This window comes from Cellulosimicrobium sp. BMG9.23 (assembly GCF_059159985.1).
This window is the reverse complement of record NZ_JBZGBZ010000017.1, coordinates 1-20,948: the sequence shown is the minus strand read 5'-3', so window position 1 is coordinate 20,948 and position 20,948 is coordinate 1. Positions and strand designations below refer to the sequence as shown.

At 69.5% G+C, this 20,948-nt stretch carries 16 protein-coding genes; 15 read left to right on the top strand and 1 reads right to left on the bottom strand.

The genetic code is table 11. The annotated features are described in order from the left end of the window. Positions 1-44: 44 nt before the first annotated feature. Positions 45-1,565, bottom strand: a complete 1,521-nt coding sequence (locus tag AC4H2G_RS21400; RefSeq protein ID WP_494367770.1) for a glycoside hydrolase family 76 protein — start codon at positions 1,563-1,565, stop codon at positions 45-47. Between the two features lie 426 nt (positions 1,566-1,991). On the opposite strand from AC4H2G_RS21400, the gene AC4H2G_RS21395 reads away from it, so the two are divergent. From AC4H2G_RS21395 to AC4H2G_RS21325, 15 genes are all read left to right on the top strand, one after another. Further along, on the top strand, positions 1,992-3,284 hold the full coding sequence (locus tag AC4H2G_RS21395) for an ROK family transcriptional regulator (protein WP_494367759.1): 1,293 nt from the start codon (positions 1,992-1,994) through the stop codon (positions 3,282-3,284). A 183-nt stretch (positions 3,285-3,467) separates the two neighbouring features. Further along, positions 3,468-4,829, top strand: a complete 1,362-nt coding sequence (locus AC4H2G_RS21390) for an extracellular solute-binding protein (RefSeq protein WP_494367758.1) — start codon at positions 3,468-3,470, stop codon at positions 4,827-4,829. Positions 4,830-4,831: 2 nt separating this feature from the next. Next, on the top strand, positions 4,832-5,767 hold the full coding sequence (locus AC4H2G_RS21385; RefSeq protein WP_494367757.1) for a carbohydrate ABC transporter permease: 936 nt from the start codon (positions 4,832-4,834) through the stop codon (positions 5,765-5,767). Positions 5,768-5,877: 110 nt separating this feature from the next. After that, positions 5,878-6,714 (top strand): carbohydrate ABC transporter permease, encoded by an 837-nt coding sequence (locus AC4H2G_RS21380; RefSeq protein WP_494367769.1) that lies wholly within the window; start codon positions 5,878-5,880, stop codon positions 6,712-6,714. Between the two features lie 63 nt (positions 6,715-6,777). Further along, complete coding sequence (locus AC4H2G_RS21375; RefSeq protein WP_494367756.1) at positions 6,778-9,909, top strand: alpha-mannosidase; 3,132 nt, start codon at positions 6,778-6,780, stop codon at positions 9,907-9,909. Positions 9,910-10,012: 103 nt separating this feature from the next. After that, positions 10,013-11,209 carry a glycoside hydrolase family 76 protein gene (locus tag AC4H2G_RS21370; RefSeq protein ID WP_494367755.1) on the top strand — a complete coding sequence of 399 codons (1,197 nt, stop codon included), beginning with the start codon at positions 10,013-10,015 and terminating at the stop codon, positions 11,207-11,209. Between the two features lie 669 nt (positions 11,210-11,878). Continuing rightward, entirely contained in the window at positions 11,879-13,042 is a 1,164-nt protein-coding gene (gene chvE, locus AC4H2G_RS21365) for a multiple monosaccharide ABC transporter substrate-binding protein (RefSeq protein WP_494367754.1), read from the top strand. 67 nt (positions 13,043-13,109) lie between these two features. Beyond that, positions 13,110-14,711 carry a multiple monosaccharide ABC transporter ATP-binding protein gene (gene mmsA, locus AC4H2G_RS21360; protein ID WP_494367753.1) on the top strand — a complete coding sequence of 534 codons (1,602 nt, stop codon included), beginning with the start codon at positions 13,110-13,112 and terminating at the stop codon, positions 14,709-14,711. Next, positions 14,708-15,886 carry a multiple monosaccharide ABC transporter permease gene (gene mmsB, locus AC4H2G_RS21355; RefSeq protein WP_494367752.1) on the top strand — a complete coding sequence of 393 codons (1,179 nt, stop codon included), beginning with the start codon at positions 14,708-14,710 and terminating at the stop codon, positions 15,884-15,886. The genes mmsA and mmsB overlap by 4 nt, the downstream gene beginning before the upstream one ends. Positions 15,887-15,979: 93 nt before the next feature. Beyond that, a complete protein-coding gene (locus AC4H2G_RS21350; protein ID WP_494367768.1) occupies positions 15,980-17,194 on the top strand; it encodes an ROK family transcriptional regulator in 1,215 nt (404 codons plus the stop codon). Then, positions 17,191-17,928, top strand: a complete 738-nt coding sequence (locus tag AC4H2G_RS21345; RefSeq protein WP_494367751.1) for an ATP-binding cassette domain-containing protein — start codon at positions 17,191-17,193, stop codon at positions 17,926-17,928. Before AC4H2G_RS21350 ends, AC4H2G_RS21345 begins: the two co-directional genes overlap by 4 nt. A 324-nt stretch (positions 17,929-18,252) precedes the next feature. Beyond that, complete coding sequence (locus AC4H2G_RS21340; RefSeq protein ID WP_494367750.1) at positions 18,253-19,050, top strand: DeoR/GlpR family DNA-binding transcription regulator; 798 nt, start codon at positions 18,253-18,255, stop codon at positions 19,048-19,050. A gap of 263 nt (positions 19,051-19,313) precedes the next feature. Next, positions 19,314-19,505, top strand: coding sequence for a mannonate dehydratase (locus tag AC4H2G_RS21335; protein ID WP_494367749.1), 192 nt, complete (start codon positions 19,314-19,316; stop codon positions 19,503-19,505). Between the two features lie 17 nt (positions 19,506-19,522). Next, the gene (locus AC4H2G_RS21330; protein ID WP_494367748.1) at positions 19,523-19,864 is read left to right on the top strand and encodes a mannonate dehydratase; all 342 of its coding nucleotides are present in this window, start codon (positions 19,523-19,525) and stop codon (positions 19,862-19,864) included. A gap of 118 nt (positions 19,865-19,982) precedes the next feature. Beyond that, positions 19,983-20,948, top strand: a 966-nt coding sequence (locus tag AC4H2G_RS21325) for an NPCBM/NEW2 domain-containing protein (RefSeq protein ID WP_494367747.1), incomplete at its 3' end; no start/stop codon positions are given.

Below are 20,948 nucleotides of genomic sequence, written 5' to 3'. Positions count from 1 at the left end.
CGTGCTCTCCTGGGCTCGAAACGACCGGGCGGCATCCGACCGGTTCAGTACGCCGCGTTCACCGCCACGAGTGCGCTGCTCTGGCACCCCGTGCCCGTGTCGCCCGGCGCCGGCCCGGACCACGAGAACCCGTACTGGTCGAACGCGTTGCGGGCGTTCGCATGCGCGGTGCTCGCCTGGTGGTCGAGGTACTGCTCGTACGGTCGTCCCGGCAGGGCCCGGTCGAGCTCGGCGAGGCCGCGGATCGCACCGGCCTTGAACGAGGCACCGTCGTTGCGGCACGTGTCCCAGCCCTCGGCCGGGTCGCGCAGCACGCCCGCCGAGGTGGTGAGCCCGCCCCCGGGCCGGGTCATCGCGTCGGCGGTGCGCCGTGCCTGGTCGAGCAGCGCGCCGTCGCCCGTCGCCTCGTGCAGCTCGACGAGGCCGGAGATCAGCACGCCCTGGTTGTAGGTGAACGTCGCGCCGCCCGGCGTGCACCCGTTCGCCGAGAGCCCGTCGACGACGAGCCCGTCGGAGCGGATCAGTCCGGTTCCGCGGAACCAGTCCCACTCGGCCTGGGCTCGCGCGAGGTACGTCGAGTCTCCCGGGAGGCGGTTGTGCAGGGAGGCGTTGACCTGCAGGTAGAGCACGTTCGCGATGGACGCCTTGTTGAGGCGGTCGGTCTTCCAGTAGACGCCGCCCCCGCACGCGCCGTCCCAGTAGGCGTGCATGTGGTCGGCCGCGGCGCGGGCCGTGTCCAGGTAGCGCTGCTCGCCCGTGAGGTCGTAGGCGTCGAGCCACACCATGGCCCACCAGCCGGTGTCGTCGATGTACTCGTTGCGGAACTGGCCCTCGTGGTGCCCGTCCGTGCGGTTCACGTTGCGGTCGTACGTGCGCGCCATGGCGTACCGGTAGCTGCCCATCCCGGTGACGCGGGCGTTCTCGATCACGGCCGAGAGAGCGGGCGCCGACGTCCACCAGTCGTTGCCGTTGAAGAGCCCGGTGTCGACGTCGTACGTCGCCATCATCGCGGTCGCCGCGGCGGTCGCGCGGTTTCCCGCGTTCCAGGTGGTGCGCGCCCACGGCGTGCACGCGACCGCGCCGGTGTCCGTGGCGCGCCCGCAGGCGCGCAGCGCCCCGACGCCGAGGTTCGCCCAGTCGTCGTTGTTGTACATCTGGGTGCGCCAGCCGGAACCACCGCTCGGCACCGCCGTCACGCCGAGCAGGCCGTCCCAGGTCTTCCCGCCGTCGAACGACCGGTCGAGCCACACCTCGTCGCCTCCTCGGCCGCCGTCGATCGACGCCCACCCCATCGGGTCCGAGTCGCTCAGGTGCAGGACGACGGTCCGACCCGACACCGTGGCCCGCACCGGCGTCCGGTCCCCCGCCGCGAGAGCCGGGTCTCGCGCGTCGCAGTGGATGTTGCAGACCGGCGCCGCCGCGACGGGCGCCGCGGTCGCGACCACGCCCACCACCCCCAGCGGCACCGCAAGCCCGAGCGCGGCGAGCATCGCCGCGGGTCCGCGCGTGCGGCCCCTCCCCGGTGCTCGCTCAGCCGTCGCTCCGTGCACCCTCGTGCGGGACATGTCGTTCACGGGACTCACCTCGTCGTGTCGATCCGCGGACTGGTCGGCGACGCTGCCGGACGTCCGGACCAGAATGGCCGCCGACAGCGCTGTCCGCAAGGTATCCAAGGGAGTCGCTACGCCGCTGGCATGGCACATGTCTACCCGGACGCCCAGGTCTCCACCACGAACTCGACGCTGAGGTTGACGCGCGCGACGGCCGGCGGCGTCGACGTGGGGGACGTCGTCAGGGGGAAGGGGCTCCGAGGAAACGATGACCATCCAGAGCTTGCCCCGCCCTTGCACACCGACGCAAGGGCGCAACCTCTGGTGAAAGTCGATCGGATCGAGCGCTCCGCCGTGCACGTCGCGCGCCTCGCGCGCGACTCGAGGAGCGCGCGTCACCCTGGCACGGGCTACGGTGTGTCCGGGCTGACCGAGCGGAGGATGACGATGGTGCGCCGGGGTACGAACCTGCCGCGCATGGGTGACTTCAACCAGATGGTCGTGCTGGACCAGATCCGACGCACCGACGACGGGTTGAGCCGGGTCGAGCTCGCGGCGAGCACCGGCCTGTCGCTGCAGACCATCTCGAACATCGTGTCGCGCCTCATCGGCCGCGGGCTCGTCGTCGAGGGCGAGAGGCGCGTCGAGGGACGCGGCAAACCCCGCACCATGCTCCACCTCGACGAGCGCGGTGCCTACGCCCTCGGCGTCCACGTGGACCCGGTCGTCGCCACGGCCGTGCTCGTCGACCTGCGCGGCGGCTTCGTCGAGAAGACGATCTTCGAGACGCCGCTCGGACCGGAGGCGCTCGTCGCCGAGGTCGCGCGGAGCACGTCCCGGATGCTCGACGTCGCGGGCGTGCGCCGGGAGGACGTCCTCGGCCTGGGTGTCGCCGCGCCGGGGCCGATCGACATGGCTGCGGGGCGCGTCATCCACCCGCCGTTGCTCGAGGGTTGGGCGGACGTGCCGCTGCGCGACGAGCTCGCCGTCGCGACCGGGCTGCCCGTCATCCTCGAGAAGGACGTGAGCGCCGCGATGGTCGCCGAGCTGTGGCGCGGCAACCGGATGCTCCACGGGACGTCGCTCTTCTTCTACCTCGGCTTCGGCGTCGCCGTCGCGGTGGCGCACGAGGGGGAGCTGCTGCCGGGGTCGTCGCGCAACGCGGGCGAGATCGGCCATCTCATCGTCGACAGCGACGGCCCGCCGTGCACCTGCGGGAACCGCGGGTGCATCGGCGTGAGCGCGTCGCCGGCGACTCTCGTGGGGGAGGCGGTGGCGCGAGGCGTGCTCGACCCGGGCACCCCGTGCACGTCTCCGCGCGAGCTCGACGCGGCGCTCACGAGCGTGTGCCGCGCCGCCGTCGCCGGCGACGACGTCGCGGCGGACATCCTGCGCACGTCCGCGCGCCGCGTCGCGCACGGGATCACGATCGTCGCGGACCTCGTGGACGCGCGCGTCGTCGTCTTCGGCGGGCCGAGCTGGGCGCGCCTCGAGCCCGCCTACACCTCGGTCGTGCGGGAGGAGCTGGCCGCACGTGCGACGCTGCGCGAGATGCACCCGGTCGAGGTGCTCGGCTCGGCCGTCGGGGAGCACGTCGGTGCGGTCGGTGCGGCGAGCCTCGTCCTCGACGACCTCTTCACACCGAGGCCGTCCGGCCTCATCGCGGCACCGGTCGAGCAGGTCCTGCAGGACAGGGCCGGGCGAGCTACCCCGGGGACGGCCGCGGCGAGGTAGGCCAAGGCCCTCGGCGTCTCAGAACGAGGGTTCCTCGGGAGCGCTTCCTCAGAGCGGGCACCCGCGTCCGCTCGTACCGCGCCGCAGATTCTGACGAACTCTTGACATCATTAACTCAATTCGGTTGAGTTAAACGACCAGCCAGCCCGGCGTGCCGGGCTCTTCATGTGGCAAAGGAGCACCATGCGACTGGCACGACCCCTGGCCGCGGGGACCGCGGCGTTCACCCTCGCCCTCACCCTCGGAGCGTGCGGCTCCGGAGGTGGCGGTTCCGACGACGGCGAGGCGACGATCAAGATCGCCTACCAGAAGTTCGGCAACTTCACGCAGGCCGACGAGCTGTTTCAGGACGTCAAGGCGGAGTTCGAGGCCGAGAACCCGGACGTCACCATCGAGCTCGTCCCGATCGAGGCGAGCCAGAACGACTACTTCACCAAGCTCGCCCTCATGAACCGCTCGCCGAACACGGCGCCCGACCTCATGTACGAGGACACGTTCATGATCAAGTCGGACGTCGAGGCGGGCTACCTCCTGCCGCTCGACGACTACCTCGCCGAGTGGGAGGACTGGGACCAGTTCGTCGACCGCGCGAAGGAGGCGGGGCTTGGCGACGACGGCAAGACCTACGGCGTCTCGATGGGCACGGACACGCGCGGACTGTGGTTCAACAAGGAGGTGCTCGCGAAGGCGGGCCTCCCGGACGACTGGGCGCCGGCGTCGTGGGACGAGCTGCTCGACGCCGCGCGCGCGATCAAGGCTGCCGACCCGGAGGTCATCCCCCTCAACGTCTACGCCGGCAAGCCCATGGGGGAGGCCTCGGCCATGCAGGGCTTCGAGATGCTGCTCTACGGTACGGGCGGCACGCTCTACGACGCGGACGAGCAGAAGTGGGTCGTCGGGTCGCAGGAGTTCGTGGACTCGCTCGAGTTCATCGGCACGATCTACTCCGAAGGGCTCGCGCCCACGCCGCAGCAGGCGCTCGACCCCAACGTCGGCAACACGGTCTCGGCCGACTGGCTGCCGAACGGCAAGCTCGGCATCGCGCTCGACGGGTCGTGGATGGCCGGGACATGGCTCGAGTCGGGCACGGCCCCGTGGCCCGAGTGGAGCGAGGTCATGGGCACCTCGCCCATGCCCACCCAGGAGGGCCAGGACCCGGGCGCGGTGAGCATGTCGGGCGGGTGGACGCTCGCGATCGGCTCTGGCAGCGAGAACCCCGACGTCGCGTTCGACGTCCTGTCTCTCGCGCTGAACAAGGAGAACTCGCTGCGCTTCGCGATCGACAACAGCCAGATCGCGGTGCGCACGGACGTCGCCGACGACCCGTCGTACGAGGAGTCGAACCCGACGACGGCGTTCTTCTCCGACCTCGTCGAGGTGACGAACTTCCGCCCGGCGACCTCGGACTACGCGCAGGTCTCCAACGCGATCCAGGTCGCGATGGAGTCCGTCATGACCGGTCAGCAGACGCCCGAGGAGGCGGCCGCGGTCTACGACGAGGCCGTGGTCGACGTCGTCGGCGAAGAGAACACGACGGAGGGCTGAGCGTGTCCGCGACCCTCGCCCCGGCGCCCGCCGGGGCGAGGGGAGCGGGACCGGCCCCGTCTCGGCGGCACCTGCGTCGCAGCACGGGCCGGCTCGTGCCCCTCGTCCCCGCCGTCGTCCTCCTCGCCCTGTTCATGCTGGGCCCGGTGATCTGGTCCTTCTACGGGTCGTTCACCAACGCCGCGCTCACGGGCCCGAACGCCGCCAACCCGGAGTGGGTGGGCCTCCAGAACTACGCCGACCTGCTCTCGGACCCGAACTTCCCCAAGGCGCTGTGGCTCACGGTCCTGTTCGTCGTCGCGTCGGCGATCGTCGGCCAGAACGTCCTGGGCCTTCTCCTCGCGATGCTCATGCGCTCGGCGCTCAAGCCCGTGCGCGTCGTGGTCTCGACGCTCGTCGTCACCGCGTGGGTGCTGCCCGAGATCGTCGCGGCGTTCGCCGCCTACGCGTTCTTCCACGCCGACGGCAGCCTCAACGCGCTGCTCGCCGGCGTCGGGATCCAGGGACCGGACTGGCTGTTCGACACGCCGATGCTCGCCGTGATCCTCGCGAACGTCTGGCGCGGGACGGCCTTCTCGATGATGGTCTACTCCGCGGCCGTCGCCGAGGTCCCACCGGATATCAACGAGGCCGCGCGTGTCGACGGCGCGAACGGGATGCAGCGCCTGGTGTGGGTGACCATCCCGACGATCCGTCGCTCGATCTCGACCAACCTCATGCTCACGACGCTGCAGACGCTGTCGGTGTTCACGCTCATCTTCGTGATGACCGGGGGCGGCCCGGGCACCGACAGCTCGACGCTGCCGATCCTCGCGTACCAGGAGGCGTTCAAGTTTGCCCAGGTGGGGTACGGGACCGCGATCGCGACGGTCATGCTCGTCATCGGCGGCGTGTTCTCCGTGGTCTACATCCGCAGCCTGCGTCCGGAGGTCGACTGATGGCCCGGACCGTCCCCGTCCCTGCACCCACCGGAGCGCCGGTCTTCGGCGTCCCCGCCCCCGTCGGGCCGGACGGCGCCCTACCCCCTGGGTCGCCGCGTCGCACCGGCATGTCGCTCTCGGCCCCGGGATCGCGCGCCTCGCGCCTCGCGGCGAACGTCGTGCTCGTCCTCATCGGCTTCTGCTTCGTCGTGCCGCTCGGGTGGATCGTCCTCGCGTCGCTCGACGCGCGCGCGACCCTCGTCGTCGACGTGCCCGACGAGGTGACGTTCGCCAACTTCACGGCGATCGCCACCCCCGAGCAGACCTGGCTCCCGCTGTGGAACGCGTTCCTGCTCTCCGGCGGGACCGGCCTCGTCACCGTGGTCGCGTCCGTCCTCGCCGCGTACCCGCTGTCGCGGTACCGGATGCGGTTCAACAAGACCTTCATGTACGCCGTGCTCTTCGGCACGTGCCTGCCCATCACCGCCATGATGGTCCCGGTCTACTCGCTGTTCGTGCGGCTCAACCTGCTGGACTCGCTCCCGGGCACCATCTTCTTCATGGCGGCGACGTCCCTGCCCATGGCGATCTGGATGACGAAGAACTTCATGGACTCCGTCCCGGTCTCGCTCGAGGAGGCGGCCTGGACGGACGGCGCCTCCGCGATGACGGCGCTGCGCGCGATCGTCCTGCCGCTCATGCGCCCCGGCCTCGCGGTCGTCTTCATCTTCGTGTTCATCGGCGCGTGGGGGAACTTCTTCGTCCCCTTCGTCCTGCTGCTCTCGCCCGAGAAGCAGCCGGCCGCGGTGAGCATCTTCGCGTTCTTCGGCCAGTACGGCTCCGTCGCCTACGGCCAGCTCGCCGCGTTCTCGCTCCTCTACTCCCTGCCCGTGATCGCGCTGTACGTCATCGTCACGCGTCTGGCCGGCTCGTCCTTCGCGCTCGCCGGGGCGGTCAAGGGCTGACGCACCCGCGTCGTCCGACCGGCCCCGGCAGCACCGTCGCCTCCCGCACCCCCAGGAGACCCCATGCACGACACCACCGTCCGCACCATCGCCCGCCTCGAGCGCTTCGTCCGTGAGCGCCTCGAACCGGCCGTCCTGCGCGAGCGTCGCCCGCTCGACGTCGCCGCGTGGGAGGTGCCCGACGAGCCCGTCCCGTTCTGCGAGGCGAGGGCCGCGACCTACGCCCCGTTCGCCGTCGGCTCCCCGTGGGGGCGCCCGTGGGGGACCGTGTGGTTCCACGTCACGGGTGCGGTGCCGCCCGAGTGGCGCGACGACGCCGCGCCGGACGGCACACGCGCCGAGGTCGTCGTGGACCTGGGCTTCACGACGGCCCAGCCCGGGTTCCAGGCCGAGGGCACGGTCTGGTCGCCGGACGGGCGGATCGTCAAGGCGGTCGAGCCGCGCAACCAGCACGTCCCGCTGCGCGGCGTGCCCGGCGTGCCCGGGTCGCGCGCGGCGGACGGCGTCGTGGACCTGTACGTCGAGGCGGCGTCCAACCCGGACGTCCCGGGCGGCGCCTGGACCCGCCCGACGCCGATGGGCGACAAGGCGACCGCGGGCACGGTCCCGATCTACGCGTTGCGCGCCGTCGACGTCGTGCTCGTCGACGAGGTCGTCTGGGACCTCCTGCAGGACGTGCGCGCGCTCGCCGGGCTCGTCGCCGTGCTGCCGGCCACGAGCCCGCGCTCCGCCGAGGTGCTGCGGGCGCTCGAGGACATGCTCGACGCGGTCGACCCGGCCGACGTCGCGGGGACCGCCGCCGCGGGCCGCGCGGCGCTCGCGGACGTGCTCGCGAGCCCGGCGGCCGCGAGCGCCCACCGCGTCCACGCGGTCGGCCACGCGCACATCGACTCGGCCTGGCTGTGGCCCGTGCGCGAGACCGTGCGCAAGTGTGCGCGGACCTTCTCGAACGTCCTGTCGCTCATGGACGAGGACCCCGACCTGACGTTCGCGTGCTCGTCGGCCCAGCAGTACGCCTGGATCCAGGAGTTCTACCCGGAGCTGTTCGAGCGCATCCGCGAGAAGGTGCGCGAGGGCCGGTTCGTGCCCGTGGGTGGGATGTGGGTCGAGTCCGACACGAACATGCCGGGTGGTGAGGCACTCGCCCGACAGCTCGTCGCGGGCAAGCGCTGGTTCATCGAGGAGCTAGGGGTGGAGCCGCGCGAGGTGTGGCTGCCGGACTCGTTCGGGTACACCGCGGCGCTGCCGCAGCTCGCGCGCCTCGCGGGGAGCGACCACTTCCTCACCCAGAAGATCTCGTGGAACGACACCAACACGATGCCGCACCACACCTTCTGGTGGGAGGGCCTCGACGGGAGCCGGGTGTTCACGCACTTCCCGCCGGTGGACACGTACAACTCCGACCTCTCGGCGCCCGAGCTCGCGCGCGCCGAGCGCCAGTTCGCCGAGAAGGGGCGGGCGAACACGTCGCTCGTGCCGTTCGGGTACGGCGACGGCGGCGGCGGTCCGACGCGCGAGATGGTCGCCGCCGCCCACCGCACCGCGGACCTCGAGGGCTCGCCGCGCGTGACGCTGTCGGACCCGCCGACCTTCTTCGAGACTGTGCGGGCCGAGTACGCCGCACCGCCCACCTGGGTGGGCGAGATGTACCTCGAGTACCACCGCGGCACCTACACGTCCCAGGCCCGGACCAAGCGCGGCAACCGCCGCAGCGAGCACCTGCTGCGCGAGGCCGAGCTATGGGCGACGACCGCGGCGGTGCGCGTCGGCGCGACCTACCCCGCCAAGGACCTCGAACGGCTGTGGCGCCTCGTGCTGCTGCAGCAGTTCCACGACATCCTGCCCGGCTCGTCGATCGCGTGGGTGCACCGCGAGGCCGAGCGGAACTACGCCGAGATCGCGGTCGAGCTGGACGGCATCGTCGACGAGGCGCTGCGGGCGCTCGTCGGGGCCGGGCAGCGGCGCGTCGTGGCCAACGCGTCGCCGTTCGCGCGCGGCGGGGTCGCCGCGCTCGGGGCAGGTGCGGCCGTCGGCACGACGGGGACGAGGGGTGCCACGCTGGTGCGGGACGGCGACGGCTGGGTCCTCGAGAACGCGGCGGTCCGCGTGGTCGTCGACGGCGCGGGCCTCGTGACCTCGGCCGTGGACCGGGTGACCGGGCGCGACGCGGTCCTGCCCGGCGCGCGCGCGAATCTCCTCCAGCTGCACCGCGACGTGCCCAACGAGTGGGACGCGTGGGACATCGACGAGCACTACCGGCGCAACGTCACGGACCTCGTCGACGCGGAGGTCGTGGAGCCGGTCGTCCAGGCGGGCACGGGCGGCGGGACGACCGGAGGCGACGGGACGGCGGCGCTGCGCGTGGTGCGCTCGTTCGGCGACTCGCGGGTCGAGCAGGTGCTCGAGCTCGCCGCCGACGCCCCCGCGCTGCGCATCACGACGCGCGTCGACTGGCACGAGCGCCAGAAGCTGCTCAAGCTCGCCTTCCCGCTCGACGTGCACGCCGAGCGCGCCTCGTCGGAGATCCAGTTCGGGCACGTGCAGCGCGCGACCCACGTCAACACGTCGTGGGACGCCGCACGGTTCGAGACCGTCGCGCACCGGTGGGTGCACGTCGGCGAGCCGGGCTTCGGCGTCGCGGTCACGAACGACTCGACGTACGGGCACGACGTGACGCGCACGCGCGTGGGCGACGACACGGCGGCGACACCGTCCGGCGGCTCCGCCGTGACGACACCGCCCGGCGGGCGGACGGGGACGACCGTGCGCCTCTCCCTCCTGCGCGCACCGCTCTTCCCCGACCCGGACGCCGACCAGGGCGAGCACGTGCTGAGGTGCGAGCTCGTCGTCGGCGCCGGGATCGCCGACGCGATCCGGCACGGGTATGCGCTCAACCTCCCGGAGCGCGTCGTCGTGGGCGAGCGCGACGTCGAGCCGCTGCTCACCGTGGACGACGACGCCGTCGTGGTCGAGGCGGTCAAGCTCGCCGAGGACGGCAGCGGCGACGTCGTCGTGCGGCTGTACGAGAGCCACGGAGGGCGTGCGACGGCGCGTGTGCGCGCCGGCTTCGACCACGACGGCGCGGAGGTCACGGACCTGCTCGAGCGCCGCGTGGGCGACGCCCGGACGGACGGCGGGGACGTCGTCGTCGACCTCACGCCGTTCCAGGTGCTGACGCTGCGCTTCCGCCGCTGAGGGTCCCGCCGGCGTCGCTCGGCCGCGCGCGCCTTCCGGGCACGTCTCGGCACCTCCACCCAGACCGAGCACCACCGAGCACCACCGAGCAAGGGAGAGAGCAATGAGGTTTTCCAGAACGATCGGCGTGGTCGTCGCGGCGACGTGCGTCCTGGGCGCGGCTGCCCCCGCGTCCGCCTCGGGCGGAGGCAGGACGGAAGGAGACGGGCGTGGTACGTCGCACCGCACGCAGGTAGACCGCGCCCTGGCCAGCTATGAGGCGATGCAGGAGTACCTGTACGTCGACGACGGTTCCTCCCTCTACCTGGAGCACTACCCGCGCAAGGCTGACGACCGGCCCTACTCGTTCGAGTGGCCGTTCTCGCAGGCCCACATCGCGACGCTCGACCTCACGGGCCTCCCGGGGCGTGCCGGGAACCAGTTCGTCGACGACCTCGCCGACCGCGACCGCGGTCAGGAGCACTTCTGGAACGCGGAGGGCGGCACGACGGGCCTGCCGGGATACGACTCGTACCCGCGGGCGCCCTACGGCGGTGGTGGCGACATCTTCTACGACGACAACGAGTGGGTGGCTCTCGCCAAGGTGCAGCAGTACCTCGACACGGGCGACGAGGCAGCCCTCGAGCGGGCGGAGGAGATCTTCGAGCTGGTCGTCTCGGGCTGGGACACCGACCCCACGCACCCTGCGCCCGGCGGCGTTTTCTGGACTCAGGCGACCTGGAGCACCGACCGCAACACGGTCTCCACGATGCCCGGCGCCCAGCTCGCCACCCGGCTGTACATGATCACGGGTGACGAGGAGTACCTGAGCTGGGCCGAGCGCATGACGACGTGGACCGATCAGCACCTCCTCGCGCCGAACGGGCTGTACTGGGACAACGTCAAGCTCGACGGCTCGATCGACAGGACGCAGTGGTCGTACAACCAGGGCGTGCCCCTCGGCACGTACGCCCTGCTGTACCAGGCGACGGGCGAGGAGGAGTACCTGCGCAAGGCGGAGGCGATCGCGAGTGCCTCGTACCGCTTCTACGTCACCGAGAGCCGCCTCGAGAACCAGCCCATGTTCTTCAACTCCATCTGGTTCAAGAACCTGCTGCTCCTGGAGTCCGTGACGGGCGGGACGACCTACCGCGACGCGATGGCGGACTACGCGGACACGCAGTGGCGCGAGGTGCGCGATCCCGAGACCGGGCTGTTCCCTGTCGACGGCGGGACCACGGAGCTGCTCGGCCAGGCGGCGATGGTCCAGATCTACGCCACGCTGGCATGGCCGCGGGGCAAGACGTCGATCCTGTACTGACCGGACAGCCGTCGAGCGCTCGGGCTCCGCGACCCGTCTCACCGTCCCTTGGTGGGGCGGGTCGCGCGCGTCTCGACCCCGAGTTCAGGTCCTGCCCCGGGCCTGCCGTCGTGGGACTGACGACCTCCGATGGCCGGTGCAGTCATTCTGCACGAGCGGCCATCCCCTGGCCGTGCGCGCTAAGAGATCGCGGTATGCGAGCCTGTGGGCTCAACGGGGCGTCGGAAAACTTCACCCGCGCGACGGAGCGTCATTCGCGGGACAGAACCTGTTTGCTCCGACGACCCTGATCGGCCCTTCCGACAACCTCGAGGTGTTGCGGGTCGCAGGTTGGTGACGCGGCCTGGCGAACGTCGCGCGACGCCCGTGTTCCCGACGCGCACCATCGCGTCCACCGTCGATCTCACGGACCAGCTCCCCGTTGAGCTGATCGTCCGCTCCTCCACGACCGTCCCTCGGACCGCGTCCGCTTCGCAGGACGCCCCGGCGAGCAAAAAAGGACCGCAGGAAGCGCGGTGAACCTCGTGGGTGTGGCCATGGCTTTAGATGTCGAATTGATAACGGAGAGTTGACTTCGAGGCGCGAATCCAAGATGCTCGGACCGCGTGGTCGTCGACGACCGCGGTGCGGCACAGGCCGCAACTCGACGATGAGTGAAGGAGCGCGACGATGCGACGTGTGACCAGGGCCCGTTGGGGCGTGGCCGCGGCAAGCTCGGTGCTGGTGCTGGCGCTTGCTGCCTGCAGCGGCGAAGGTGCCGGGGGTGAGGAGTCGGAGACCGATGGTGTCGAGAACGCCGAGGACGTGACGGTCGGAGTGGCGATGCCGACCGAGACGTCCGAGCGGTGGATCGCCGACGGGGAGGCGGTCGAGACCGGGCTCGAGGGGCTCGGCTACGAGGTCGACCTGCAGTTCGCAGGTGACGACATCCCGACCCAGACCCAGCAGATCGACTCGATGATCACAGGCGGTGTCGACGTCCTCATCATCGCCTCGATCGACGGGACGGCACTCACGAGCCAGCTCGACGCCGCCGCGGCCGCCGGAATCCCGGTGATCGCGTACGACAGGCTCATCCGGGACAGCGAGAACGTCGACTTCTACGTGACGTTCGACAACTACGCCGTGGGCGTCGCCCAGGCGTCCGCACTCCTCACGGGTCTCGGCATCACGGACCATAACGGCAAGCCGACGGGCGAGGCCGAGGGCCCGTACAACATCGAGCTGTTCGCAGGTTCGCCCGACGACAACAACGCCGGATTCTTCTTCGACGGCGCGATGGACACGCTCGAGCCGTACCTCGCTGACGGCACGCTGGTCGTTCCGTCCGGCCAGACCGAGTTCGACCAGGTCGCGACGTTGCGCTGGCTGCAGGAGACCGCGCAGAAGCGGATGGAGGACCTGCTGACCTCGACGTACTCCGACGGGACCGAGCTGCACGGGGTGCTCTCGCCGTTCGACGGGCTCTCGCGCGGCATCATCACGGCGCTGCAGGGGGTGGGGATGGGCCCGACTCTCGACGACGGCCTTCCCGTGGTGACGGGTCAGGACGCCGAGATCGCCTCGGTCAAGCTGATCAACGACGGTGTGCAGTCGTCGACGATCTTCAAGGACACGCGCAAGCTCGCCGACCGGGCCGTCGTGGTGACGCAGGCGTTCGTCGAGGGCGAGGAGCCCGAGGCGAACGACACCGATACGTACGACAACGGAGTGAAGGTCGTCCCGTCCTACCTCCTCCCGTCCGACACCGTGTTCGCCGAGGACATCGGTCCGCTCCTGGTCGACTCGGAGTACTACACACAGGAAGAGGTCGACGCAGGCGTCGCCGACTGACCTCATTCCTCGACGGGCCCGGCGCAGCCATGCGCCGGGCCCGTCCCCCACCGAGCAAGGAGCGCTCATGAGCGATCACATCCTCGAGATGCGATCCATCACCAAGGAGTTTCCTGGCGTCAAGGCACTGGAGTCGGTCGACCTCTCGATCCTGAGCGGCGAGATCCACGCGATCTGCGGCGAGAACGGCGCCGGCAAGTCCACGTTGATGAAGGTGCTGTCCGGCGTCTACCCGCACGGCTCCTATGACGGAGAGATCCTCCTCGACGGCAGGCCCGTGCGATTCGGGTCCATCAACGACTCCGAGGCCGAGGGCATCGTCATCATCCACCAGGAGCTCGCCCTCGTGCCCCACCTGTCGGTCGCGGAGAACATCTTCCTCGGCAACGAGACGCGCAGTGCTCTCGGCCTCATCGACTGGAATCGTGCGAACCACGACGCCACCGTGCTCCTCGAGCGGATCGGGCTGCACGAGAACCCCACCACGCCGATCGGCCAGCTGGGTGTCGGAAAGCAGCAGCTCGTCGAGATCGCGAAGGCTCTCTCGAAGAAGGTGCGCCTGCTGATCCTCGACGAGCCGACCGCGGCGCTCAACGACAACGACTCCGAGCATCTGCTGGGCCTGCTGCGTCAGCTCCAGGCCGAGGGAATCACGTGCATCATCATCTCGCACAAGCTGAACGAGGTCGCCGAGATCGCCGATCGCACGACGATCATCCGCGACGGGCGGACGGTCGAGACGATGGACATGTCGGATCCGTCGGCCACCCAGAACCGGATCATCCGCGGCATGGTCGGGCGCGACCTCAGCCAGCGATTCCCCGAGCGCGTCCCGCGGATCGGCGAGGAAGTGCTGCGGATCGAGAACTGGACCGTCCTGCACCCGACCCAGGCAGGTAGACGTGTTATCGACGGCGCGAGCCTCGACGTGCAATCAGGTGAGGTCGTCGGGATCGCCGGCCTCATGGGCGCCGGGCGCACCGAGCTCGCGATGAGCATCTTCGGTCAGACCTACGGGCGCAAGATCGACGGACGCATCTACCTCCGCGGCAGGGAGGTGCAGACCCGGACGGTGGCGGAAGCGATCGAGAACGGGATCGCGTACGCGACAGAGGACCGCAAGACCTTCGGGCTCAACCTGATCGACGACGTCCGCCACAACATCTCAGCGGCGGGACTCGGCAAGCTCACACGGCGCGGCTGGATCAACGACAACGAGGAGCTGGAGGTCGCCGACCGATACCGGAGGGATCTCAACATCAAGACGCCCACCGTCATGTCGCTGGTCGGACAGCTCTCGGGCGGGAACCAGCAAAAGGTCGTGCTGTCCAAGTGGCTCTTCACCGACCCCGAGCTGCTCATCCTCGACGAGCCGACGCGAGGCATCGACGTCGGTGCCAAGTACGAGATCTACGTGCTCATCAATCAGTTCGTCGCGTCGGGGCGGTCCGTCGTCGTCATCTCGTCCGAGCTCCCTGAGCTCCTCGGCATCTGCGACCGCATCTACACCCTCTCCGCGGGCCGGATCACCGGTCAGATGCGCGCGACGGAGGCGACCCAGGAGAACCTCATGGAGCTCATGACCCTCGAACGGCCGGACATCCTCGACGACGACGTCCCCGTCGCCGGTGAGCCGGCGAACGACACAGCGAAGGAAGGCGTCGAATGACCGCCATGGCCGGACTCCGGGAGATGGCGAGCAGGAACCTGCGGCAGAGCGGCATCGTCGTCGCGTTCGTCGCGATCGTGGTCCTGTTCTCCGTGCTGAACCAGAACTTCCTCAGTCCCGGGAACCTCACAAACATCGTGCTGCAGTACTCCTACATCCTCATCCTCGCGATCGGGATGCTGATGGTCATCGTGGCCGGCCACATCGATCTGTCGGTCGGATCCGTCGTCGCCCTCACGGGCGCGGTGTCGGCGGTGCTCGTCATCCGGAACGGCCTGCCATGGTGGGTGGGCGTCCTTGCTGCGCTCGTCGTCGGTCTGCTCGTCGGCCTGTGGCAGGGCTTCTGGGTCGCCTACGTCGGTATTCCAGGATTCATCGTCACCCTTGCCGGCATGCTCCTGTTCCGCGGGCTGACCTACCAGGTGCTCCAGAACGTCTCACTCTCCCCGTTCGGCGGGCAGTACTACAACATCGCGAACGGGTTTCAGAACGGTCTTCTCGGCGGGAACGGGGTCGACGTCTTCACGCTCGTGATCTTCGCCGTCGCGGTGGCGGGCTACACCGTGAGTCAGTGGCGCTCTCGACGAGGAAAGATCGCGTACAGGCAGGCGGTCGAGACGATGCCGCTGTTCGTCCTGAAGATCGCGGCCGTGGCGGTGATCGTCATGTGGTTCGGCTACCAGCTCGCCCAGAGCCGCGGCCTGCCGAACATCCTCATCCTCCTCGCTGTGCTCATCATCGTGTACTCGCTCGTCATGCAGAAAACTGTGTTCGGGCGCCACGTCTACGCGATCGGCGGCAACCTCAACGCGGCACAGCTGTCGGGCGTCAAGGTGCGTCGCGTCAACTTCTGGGTGTTCGTCAACATGGGCGTGCTCGCGTCGGTCGCCGGTATCGTCTACTCCTCGCGCATGAACGGTGCACAGCCCAGTGCCGGCAACATGTTCGAGCTCGACGCGATCGCCGCGTGCTTCATCGGCGGCGCCTCCACGACCGGCGGTGTCGGCCGGATCACCGGCGCCATGGTCGGCGGTCTCATCATGGCTGTCATGTCGAACGGCATGCAGCTCATGGGGGTCCCGCAGTCGACGCAGCAGGTCGTCAAGGGCCTTGTGCTCCTGCTGGCGGTGGCATTCGACGTCTACAACAAGCGTCGGGTGTCCGCACTGCGCTGATCGCAGCTCCCGCTGCCAGGCTCGGTCGCACCCGCTCTTCGGGGTGCGATCGAGCGGTCCGACTAGACTCCGAGCGTGAGAGGACAGCGTTCTATGTCTGGCTCGCAGTCCTCGTTGCGCGAAGCCAACCGCGCCGTACTGCTCGACGCCGTCAAGCAGTACGGAAGCCTGACCCAGGTGGAGCTGACCGGGGCGACGGGCCTTTCCGCGGCGACCGTATCGACGATCGTCAAGGAGCTCCTCGCCGCCAACCTCGTCGAGGTTCGCAGCACGACGCGATCAGGGCGACGCGCCCAGCTCGTGACCTTAGCCGACCGGCTGGGTCTTGTCGCCGGCGTGGAGATCGGGATCCGGCAGCTTCGTGTGGCGATCGCGGACGCGTCGCACGAAGTCCTCGCCGAGCAGTCGCTCCCGCTCCCGTACGAGCACCGCGCCGACACGACGCTCGACCGGGCCGCGCTCCTCATCGTGGAGCTCCTCGAACGCCTCGGCCGTACGCTCGACGAGGTGGTGGGCGTCGGCGTCGGGGTGCCCGCCCCTGTCGACTCCGACTCGGGGATGGTCACGGTGCGCGGAGTGTTTCGAGGTTGGGACGACCTTCCGATCGCGCAGGTGCTCGGCAAGCGCATCGCACGACCGGTCTTCGTCGGCAACGATGCCAATCTCGGAGCACTCGCCGAGAGTACGGCCGGCGCCACGAGAGAGTGCTATGACTCTCTCTACGTGCGCGTGTCCCACGGCACCGGTGCGGGCATCCTGCTGGGCGGCCGGATTCTGGTCGGACCGAGCGGTACCGCGGGCGAGATCGGCCACGTGATCGTCGACCCGAGCGGCGACGTGTGCCGGTGCGGAAGCCGCGGTTGCCTCGACACGGTGGTGGGGGGCCAGGCGTTCCTCGAACCGCTGCGCGCGAGTCACGGACACATGACCCTGCGCGACGTAGTCTCTCGCGCCAGGCAAGGGGACCCCGGGTGCGTCCGCGTCGTCGCCGACGCCGGTGCGGTTATCGGGCGGGTCGTCGCCGATCTCGCGACGGCGATCACGCCGCAGCGGATCGTCGTCGGTGGCGAGCTCGCGGAGACAGGAGCCATCCTGCTCGACCCAGTACGGGAAGCGGTGCGTCGCCGTGCGCTGCTGAGCGTTCCCGCTCCGGTCGAAGTCGTCGGTGCGGCGCTCGGCTCGCGCGCCGAGATCGTCGGGGCGCTCGTCCTTGCACTCCAGTCCGCCGAGCTTCCGCTGACGCCCGGCTCGGTTTCGTCAGACGAACCCCCCGGCATCGGCGCCGCGGGCGGAAAGGGACCCTCATGAGTCACGGTGGTACGCCACTCCTGGCGTTGTACCAGATCACCAAGCGGTTTGGGGCGGTCGAGGCTCTGGTCGGTTTCGACATGATCGTGCGTGCGGGCGAGGTCGTCGCGCTGGTCGGCGACAACGGAGCGGGCAAGTCCACGATCGCGAAAGTCGTCGCAGGCGTCCTCACGCCCGACTCGGGCCTCATCGAGATCGACGGCATACCTGTCAGCATTCCATCGGCGGCGACAGCCAACGAGCTCGGGGTGGCGACGGTGTTCCAGGGCCTCGCGCTGGCGGAGAACCTCGACGTCGCGCAGAACATCTTTCTCGGGCGCGAGCTGCGGACCCGCCACGGAATGCTGCGGGACATGGAGATGGAACGGGTCACACGCGACATCCTGCAGATCCTCACCGTGCGCATCCCTTCGGTGCGGACTCCGTTGCGCAACCTGTCGGGCGGACAACGCCAGGCGGTAGCCATCGCACGCACACTTGTCGGTAGTCCGCGCATCGTAATTCTCGACGAGCCGACGGCGGCCTTGTCGGTCGCGCAGACCGCCGAAGTGCTCACCCATATCCAGCGTCTGCGAGACATGGGTCTGGGGGTGATCCTGATCAGCCACAACATGACGGACGTGCGCGCGGTGTCCGACCGGATCGAGGTCTTGCGGCACGGCCGGAACAACGGTTCATTCGACGCGGGCACGCCGCACGAGACCATCCTCGCGGCGATCACCGGAGCACTCTGACCCTTCTGGGGGAGCGAGGGCCCCTCTGGTCAGGCGATGGCGTCGGCTACGGCGGAACGGGGCGCCAGGAGGAAGCCCGGGTGCGGAGGCCTTCGCGCTCGTCTCGCGCGTGCTTCTCTTGCGAACCCGGCTCGCCGTCGGATGCGGCGCGACGGCGCCGCCGTGCACCTTCCGGACGAGGCCCTGGGCCGCGAGTCCTCGAGATCTCGACGGACCGTCACCGAGCAGTTTCGATCTGAGGTGATCGTGCCCGGTGGTGACCGTCCCGCTCACGACACACGGCGCAGCGACGAAGCCGCGACACCACGACAGTGAGGAATTTCGATGTTCACGGACGAACGGCGAGAGCTGGTCCTCTCGATGCTCGCAGTCCACGGAGCTGTCTCGGTGGGCGATTTCGCCCGCATGCTGAACGTTTCCGAGGTCACGGTGCGGCGCGACCTGCGCGCCCTGGAGCAGGACGAACGGCTCGTCCGGCATCGCGGCGGCGCCCGGCTGACCCGGTCGGCGATGGACGAACCCACCTATCTCGAGAAGTCGGTCGTGGCGGCAGACGAGAAGCTTGCGATCGCAGAGACGGCCGCGGATCTCCTCGAGGAGGGGGAGGTCGTCCTGCTCGGAGCAGGGACGACGACACAGGCGCTCGCGCGCCGGATCGGTCGTCGACGACTGATGATCGCCACCAACTCGTTGTTGGTCGCCGACGCGCTCTCGGCCATGCGCGACGTCGACGTACTCCTGATCGGAGGGATCCTGCGCGCTGGAATCCGGGCGGCGATCGGTGGTGACGCTGACCGCACCGTCTCGAGGATGCGCTTCAACAGCGTGGTGCTGTCCGGTAACGGGTTGACGGCGAGCAATGGGCTGTCCACCCCGAACATGCACGTCGCGAGCTTCGATCGAGCCTCCGTGGATGCCGCTGAACGTGTGATCGTCCTTGCCGACCACACGAAGGTCGGCCAGGACTCCATGGTCCAGACGGTTCCGCCGGACAGGATCGATGTCCTGGTCACCGACAGTCGTGCGGATCGATCCCAGCTGGACGGATTCCGTAGCGCCGGTGTCGACGTACGTGTCGCAGATCCGGAGGGGCGCATCATCGGCAGACATCCGCGCGAATGAACCGCGGCCACTCCGATCCGTGCAGATCGCTCATGACGTTCTGCCGGCCAGCTGCGATCAGACGATCCCGATCGGCGCCACGAGCCCCACGAGCATGAGGCCCCGCCTCGCCGTCGTCAGCCCCAGCGTCCTCGGATGACACCGACATCCGCAGGATCCGCGTACACCATGACCATGTCCGACGACTTTCCACGCGGCTTCGCGCGAGCTCTTGGACGACGACGAGGGTACGGCCCGCTCCTGCACGCCATCGGTTCGACGTCATGCCGGTCCTGGACTGGCCGCGGACCGCCCAGTGGCACCCGCTGCCGGACGGCTCGACGGTGCTCTTCTACGAGCAGGCCGTCGTCGACCGGATGTCGCCCGAGAGCCGCTTCGAGGAGGTGGAGAAGAGCACGCAGGATTGCCGTTCCCGGGCTGGGAGCCCGAACGGCTCGCGAGCTTCGCCGAGCTGAACCCTGCGTAAGAGGGCGTGACGCACGAGGACAGGTACGCGCGCGACCGGCACTTCCTCGACGCCGTGATCTCCGCGTGCGAGGAGGTGGACGTGAAGCTCGGCGTGCATCCCGACGGCCCGCCGAACTCGGCTGGCGCGGCGTCGTCGGGCCCGCGCGCGCTCGGTGCATCCTGGACACCTGCGCCGACTTGCTCACCGGCCGCCGAATGGCGCGGCCGGGGCATTGTCGGGCCTCGTCACCAGGGGCCTCGATCCATTCCGACCAGGTCGGTCCGCCGGCGCGCACCATCAGATCCGAAGAGTTGCGGCCACCAAGAAATATTGCTCGGACACGCGAGAAGCGCTGATCAGTTGTGAACGGTCGAAATCCGATGAGGGGCAGTTTCGATCAGTTCGTTGATCGACCGTCCGTGGGCGTCCTACGATCTGCACACCCGTCCCTCGCGGATGGACGCGCCACATTCGAAGGAGAATCGTGCGAACTCAACATTCATGGCCCCGCGGGGTCTCATCATCTGCATTCTTCACCACCGGTCTCCTGATCGGTACTGCGGCGCTCGTCGGTGTCGCCGGGCCGGCGATCGCCGCGCCCACGGGCGAGGTGTTCGTCTCGGACATTTCGTGGTCGGCCGAGTCGAACGGTTTCGGCCCGGTCGAGCGAAATATGTCGAACGGTGAAGCGGGGGCCCGTGACGGCGGACCCATCACCATCGGTGGTGTCGGTTATGGCAAGGGCGTGGGTATGCATGCCACTGGTTCGGTCTCGGTCGACCTTGACGCGAACTGTCGTTCGTTCTCCTCGTTCATCGGGATCGACGACGAGGTGGCCGGTGATGCGGGTTCGGTGCAGTTCAGGGTGCTCGGCGACGGACGGGTGCTCGCTGACAGCGGCGTGGTGACGGGAGCCGACGGGCCGCGCGAGTTGACGGCGGATGTCAGGGGTGTCCAGACGCTCGTCCTGCAGGCCGTGGAGGGTGCGGACGGCAAGAACGACGACCACGCCGACTGGGCGGACGCGAGGCTGGTCTGCAACGACGATGCGCCGCCAGAGCCCGGGGTGGTGAGCCGGTGGGAGACCCGGGCCCCCGACGGCTCGCCGATCAGCGCTCAGCTCACGCTGAACTCGGCGGGGCGCGTGGCTGTCGAGGTCTACGACGGTGGGACGCTCGTGGTGTCGGCCGCGCGCCTCGGCCTCGCCGGGTCGGACGGAGACTTCCGCTCGGGCCTGACCTTCGTCGAGCGCAGGAACTCCCTGGTCTCCGACTCCTACTCGATGACGACGGGCAAGGAGGAGCAGCGCGAGTACAGGCACAACGAGTCCGTCTTCGTGTTCAGGAACGCGAGCGGCGCTCAGATCTCGATCGCGGTCCGTGCGTCGGACGACGGTGTCGCGTACCGATACCTGCTCGGCGGCGGGGGACAACACCGCGTGGACGACGAA

What these genes read in the sequence shown, in the direction of transcription:
- AC4H2G_RS21400 (WP_494367770.1), bottom strand. Translation starts at nt 1,565, where the DNA reads ATGTCCCGCACGAGGGTGCACGGAGCGACGGCTGAGCGAGCACCGGGG.
- AC4H2G_RS21395 (WP_494367759.1), top strand. Translation starts at nt 1,992, where the DNA reads ATGACGATGGTGCGCCGGGGTACGAACCTGCCGCGCATGGGTGACTTC.
- AC4H2G_RS21390 (WP_494367758.1), top strand. Translation starts at nt 3,468, where the DNA reads ATGCGACTGGCACGACCCCTGGCCGCGGGGACCGCGGCGTTCACCCTC.
- AC4H2G_RS21380 (WP_494367769.1), top strand. Translation starts at nt 5,878, where the DNA reads ATGTCGCTCTCGGCCCCGGGATCGCGCGCCTCGCGCCTCGCGGCGAAC.
- AC4H2G_RS21375 (WP_494367756.1), top strand. Translation starts at nt 6,778, where the DNA reads ATGCACGACACCACCGTCCGCACCATCGCCCGCCTCGAGCGCTTCGTC.
- AC4H2G_RS21370 (WP_494367755.1), top strand. Translation starts at nt 10,013, where the DNA reads ATGAGGTTTTCCAGAACGATCGGCGTGGTCGTCGCGGCGACGTGCGTC.
- chvE (WP_494367754.1), top strand. Translation starts at nt 11,879, where the DNA reads ATGCGACGTGTGACCAGGGCCCGTTGGGGCGTGGCCGCGGCAAGCTCG.
- mmsA (WP_494367753.1), top strand. Translation starts at nt 13,110, where the DNA reads ATGAGCGATCACATCCTCGAGATGCGATCCATCACCAAGGAGTTTCCT.
- mmsB (WP_494367752.1), top strand. Translation starts at nt 14,708, where the DNA reads ATGACCGCCATGGCCGGACTCCGGGAGATGGCGAGCAGGAACCTGCGG.
- AC4H2G_RS21350 (WP_494367768.1), top strand. Translation starts at nt 15,980, where the DNA reads ATGTCTGGCTCGCAGTCCTCGTTGCGCGAAGCCAACCGCGCCGTACTG.
- AC4H2G_RS21345 (WP_494367751.1), top strand. Translation starts at nt 17,191, where the DNA reads ATGAGTCACGGTGGTACGCCACTCCTGGCGTTGTACCAGATCACCAAG.
- AC4H2G_RS21340 (WP_494367750.1), top strand. Translation starts at nt 18,253, where the DNA reads ATGTTCACGGACGAACGGCGAGAGCTGGTCCTCTCGATGCTCGCAGTC.
- AC4H2G_RS21335 (WP_494367749.1), top strand. Translation starts at nt 19,314, where the DNA reads ATGCCGGTCCTGGACTGGCCGCGGACCGCCCAGTGGCACCCGCTGCCG.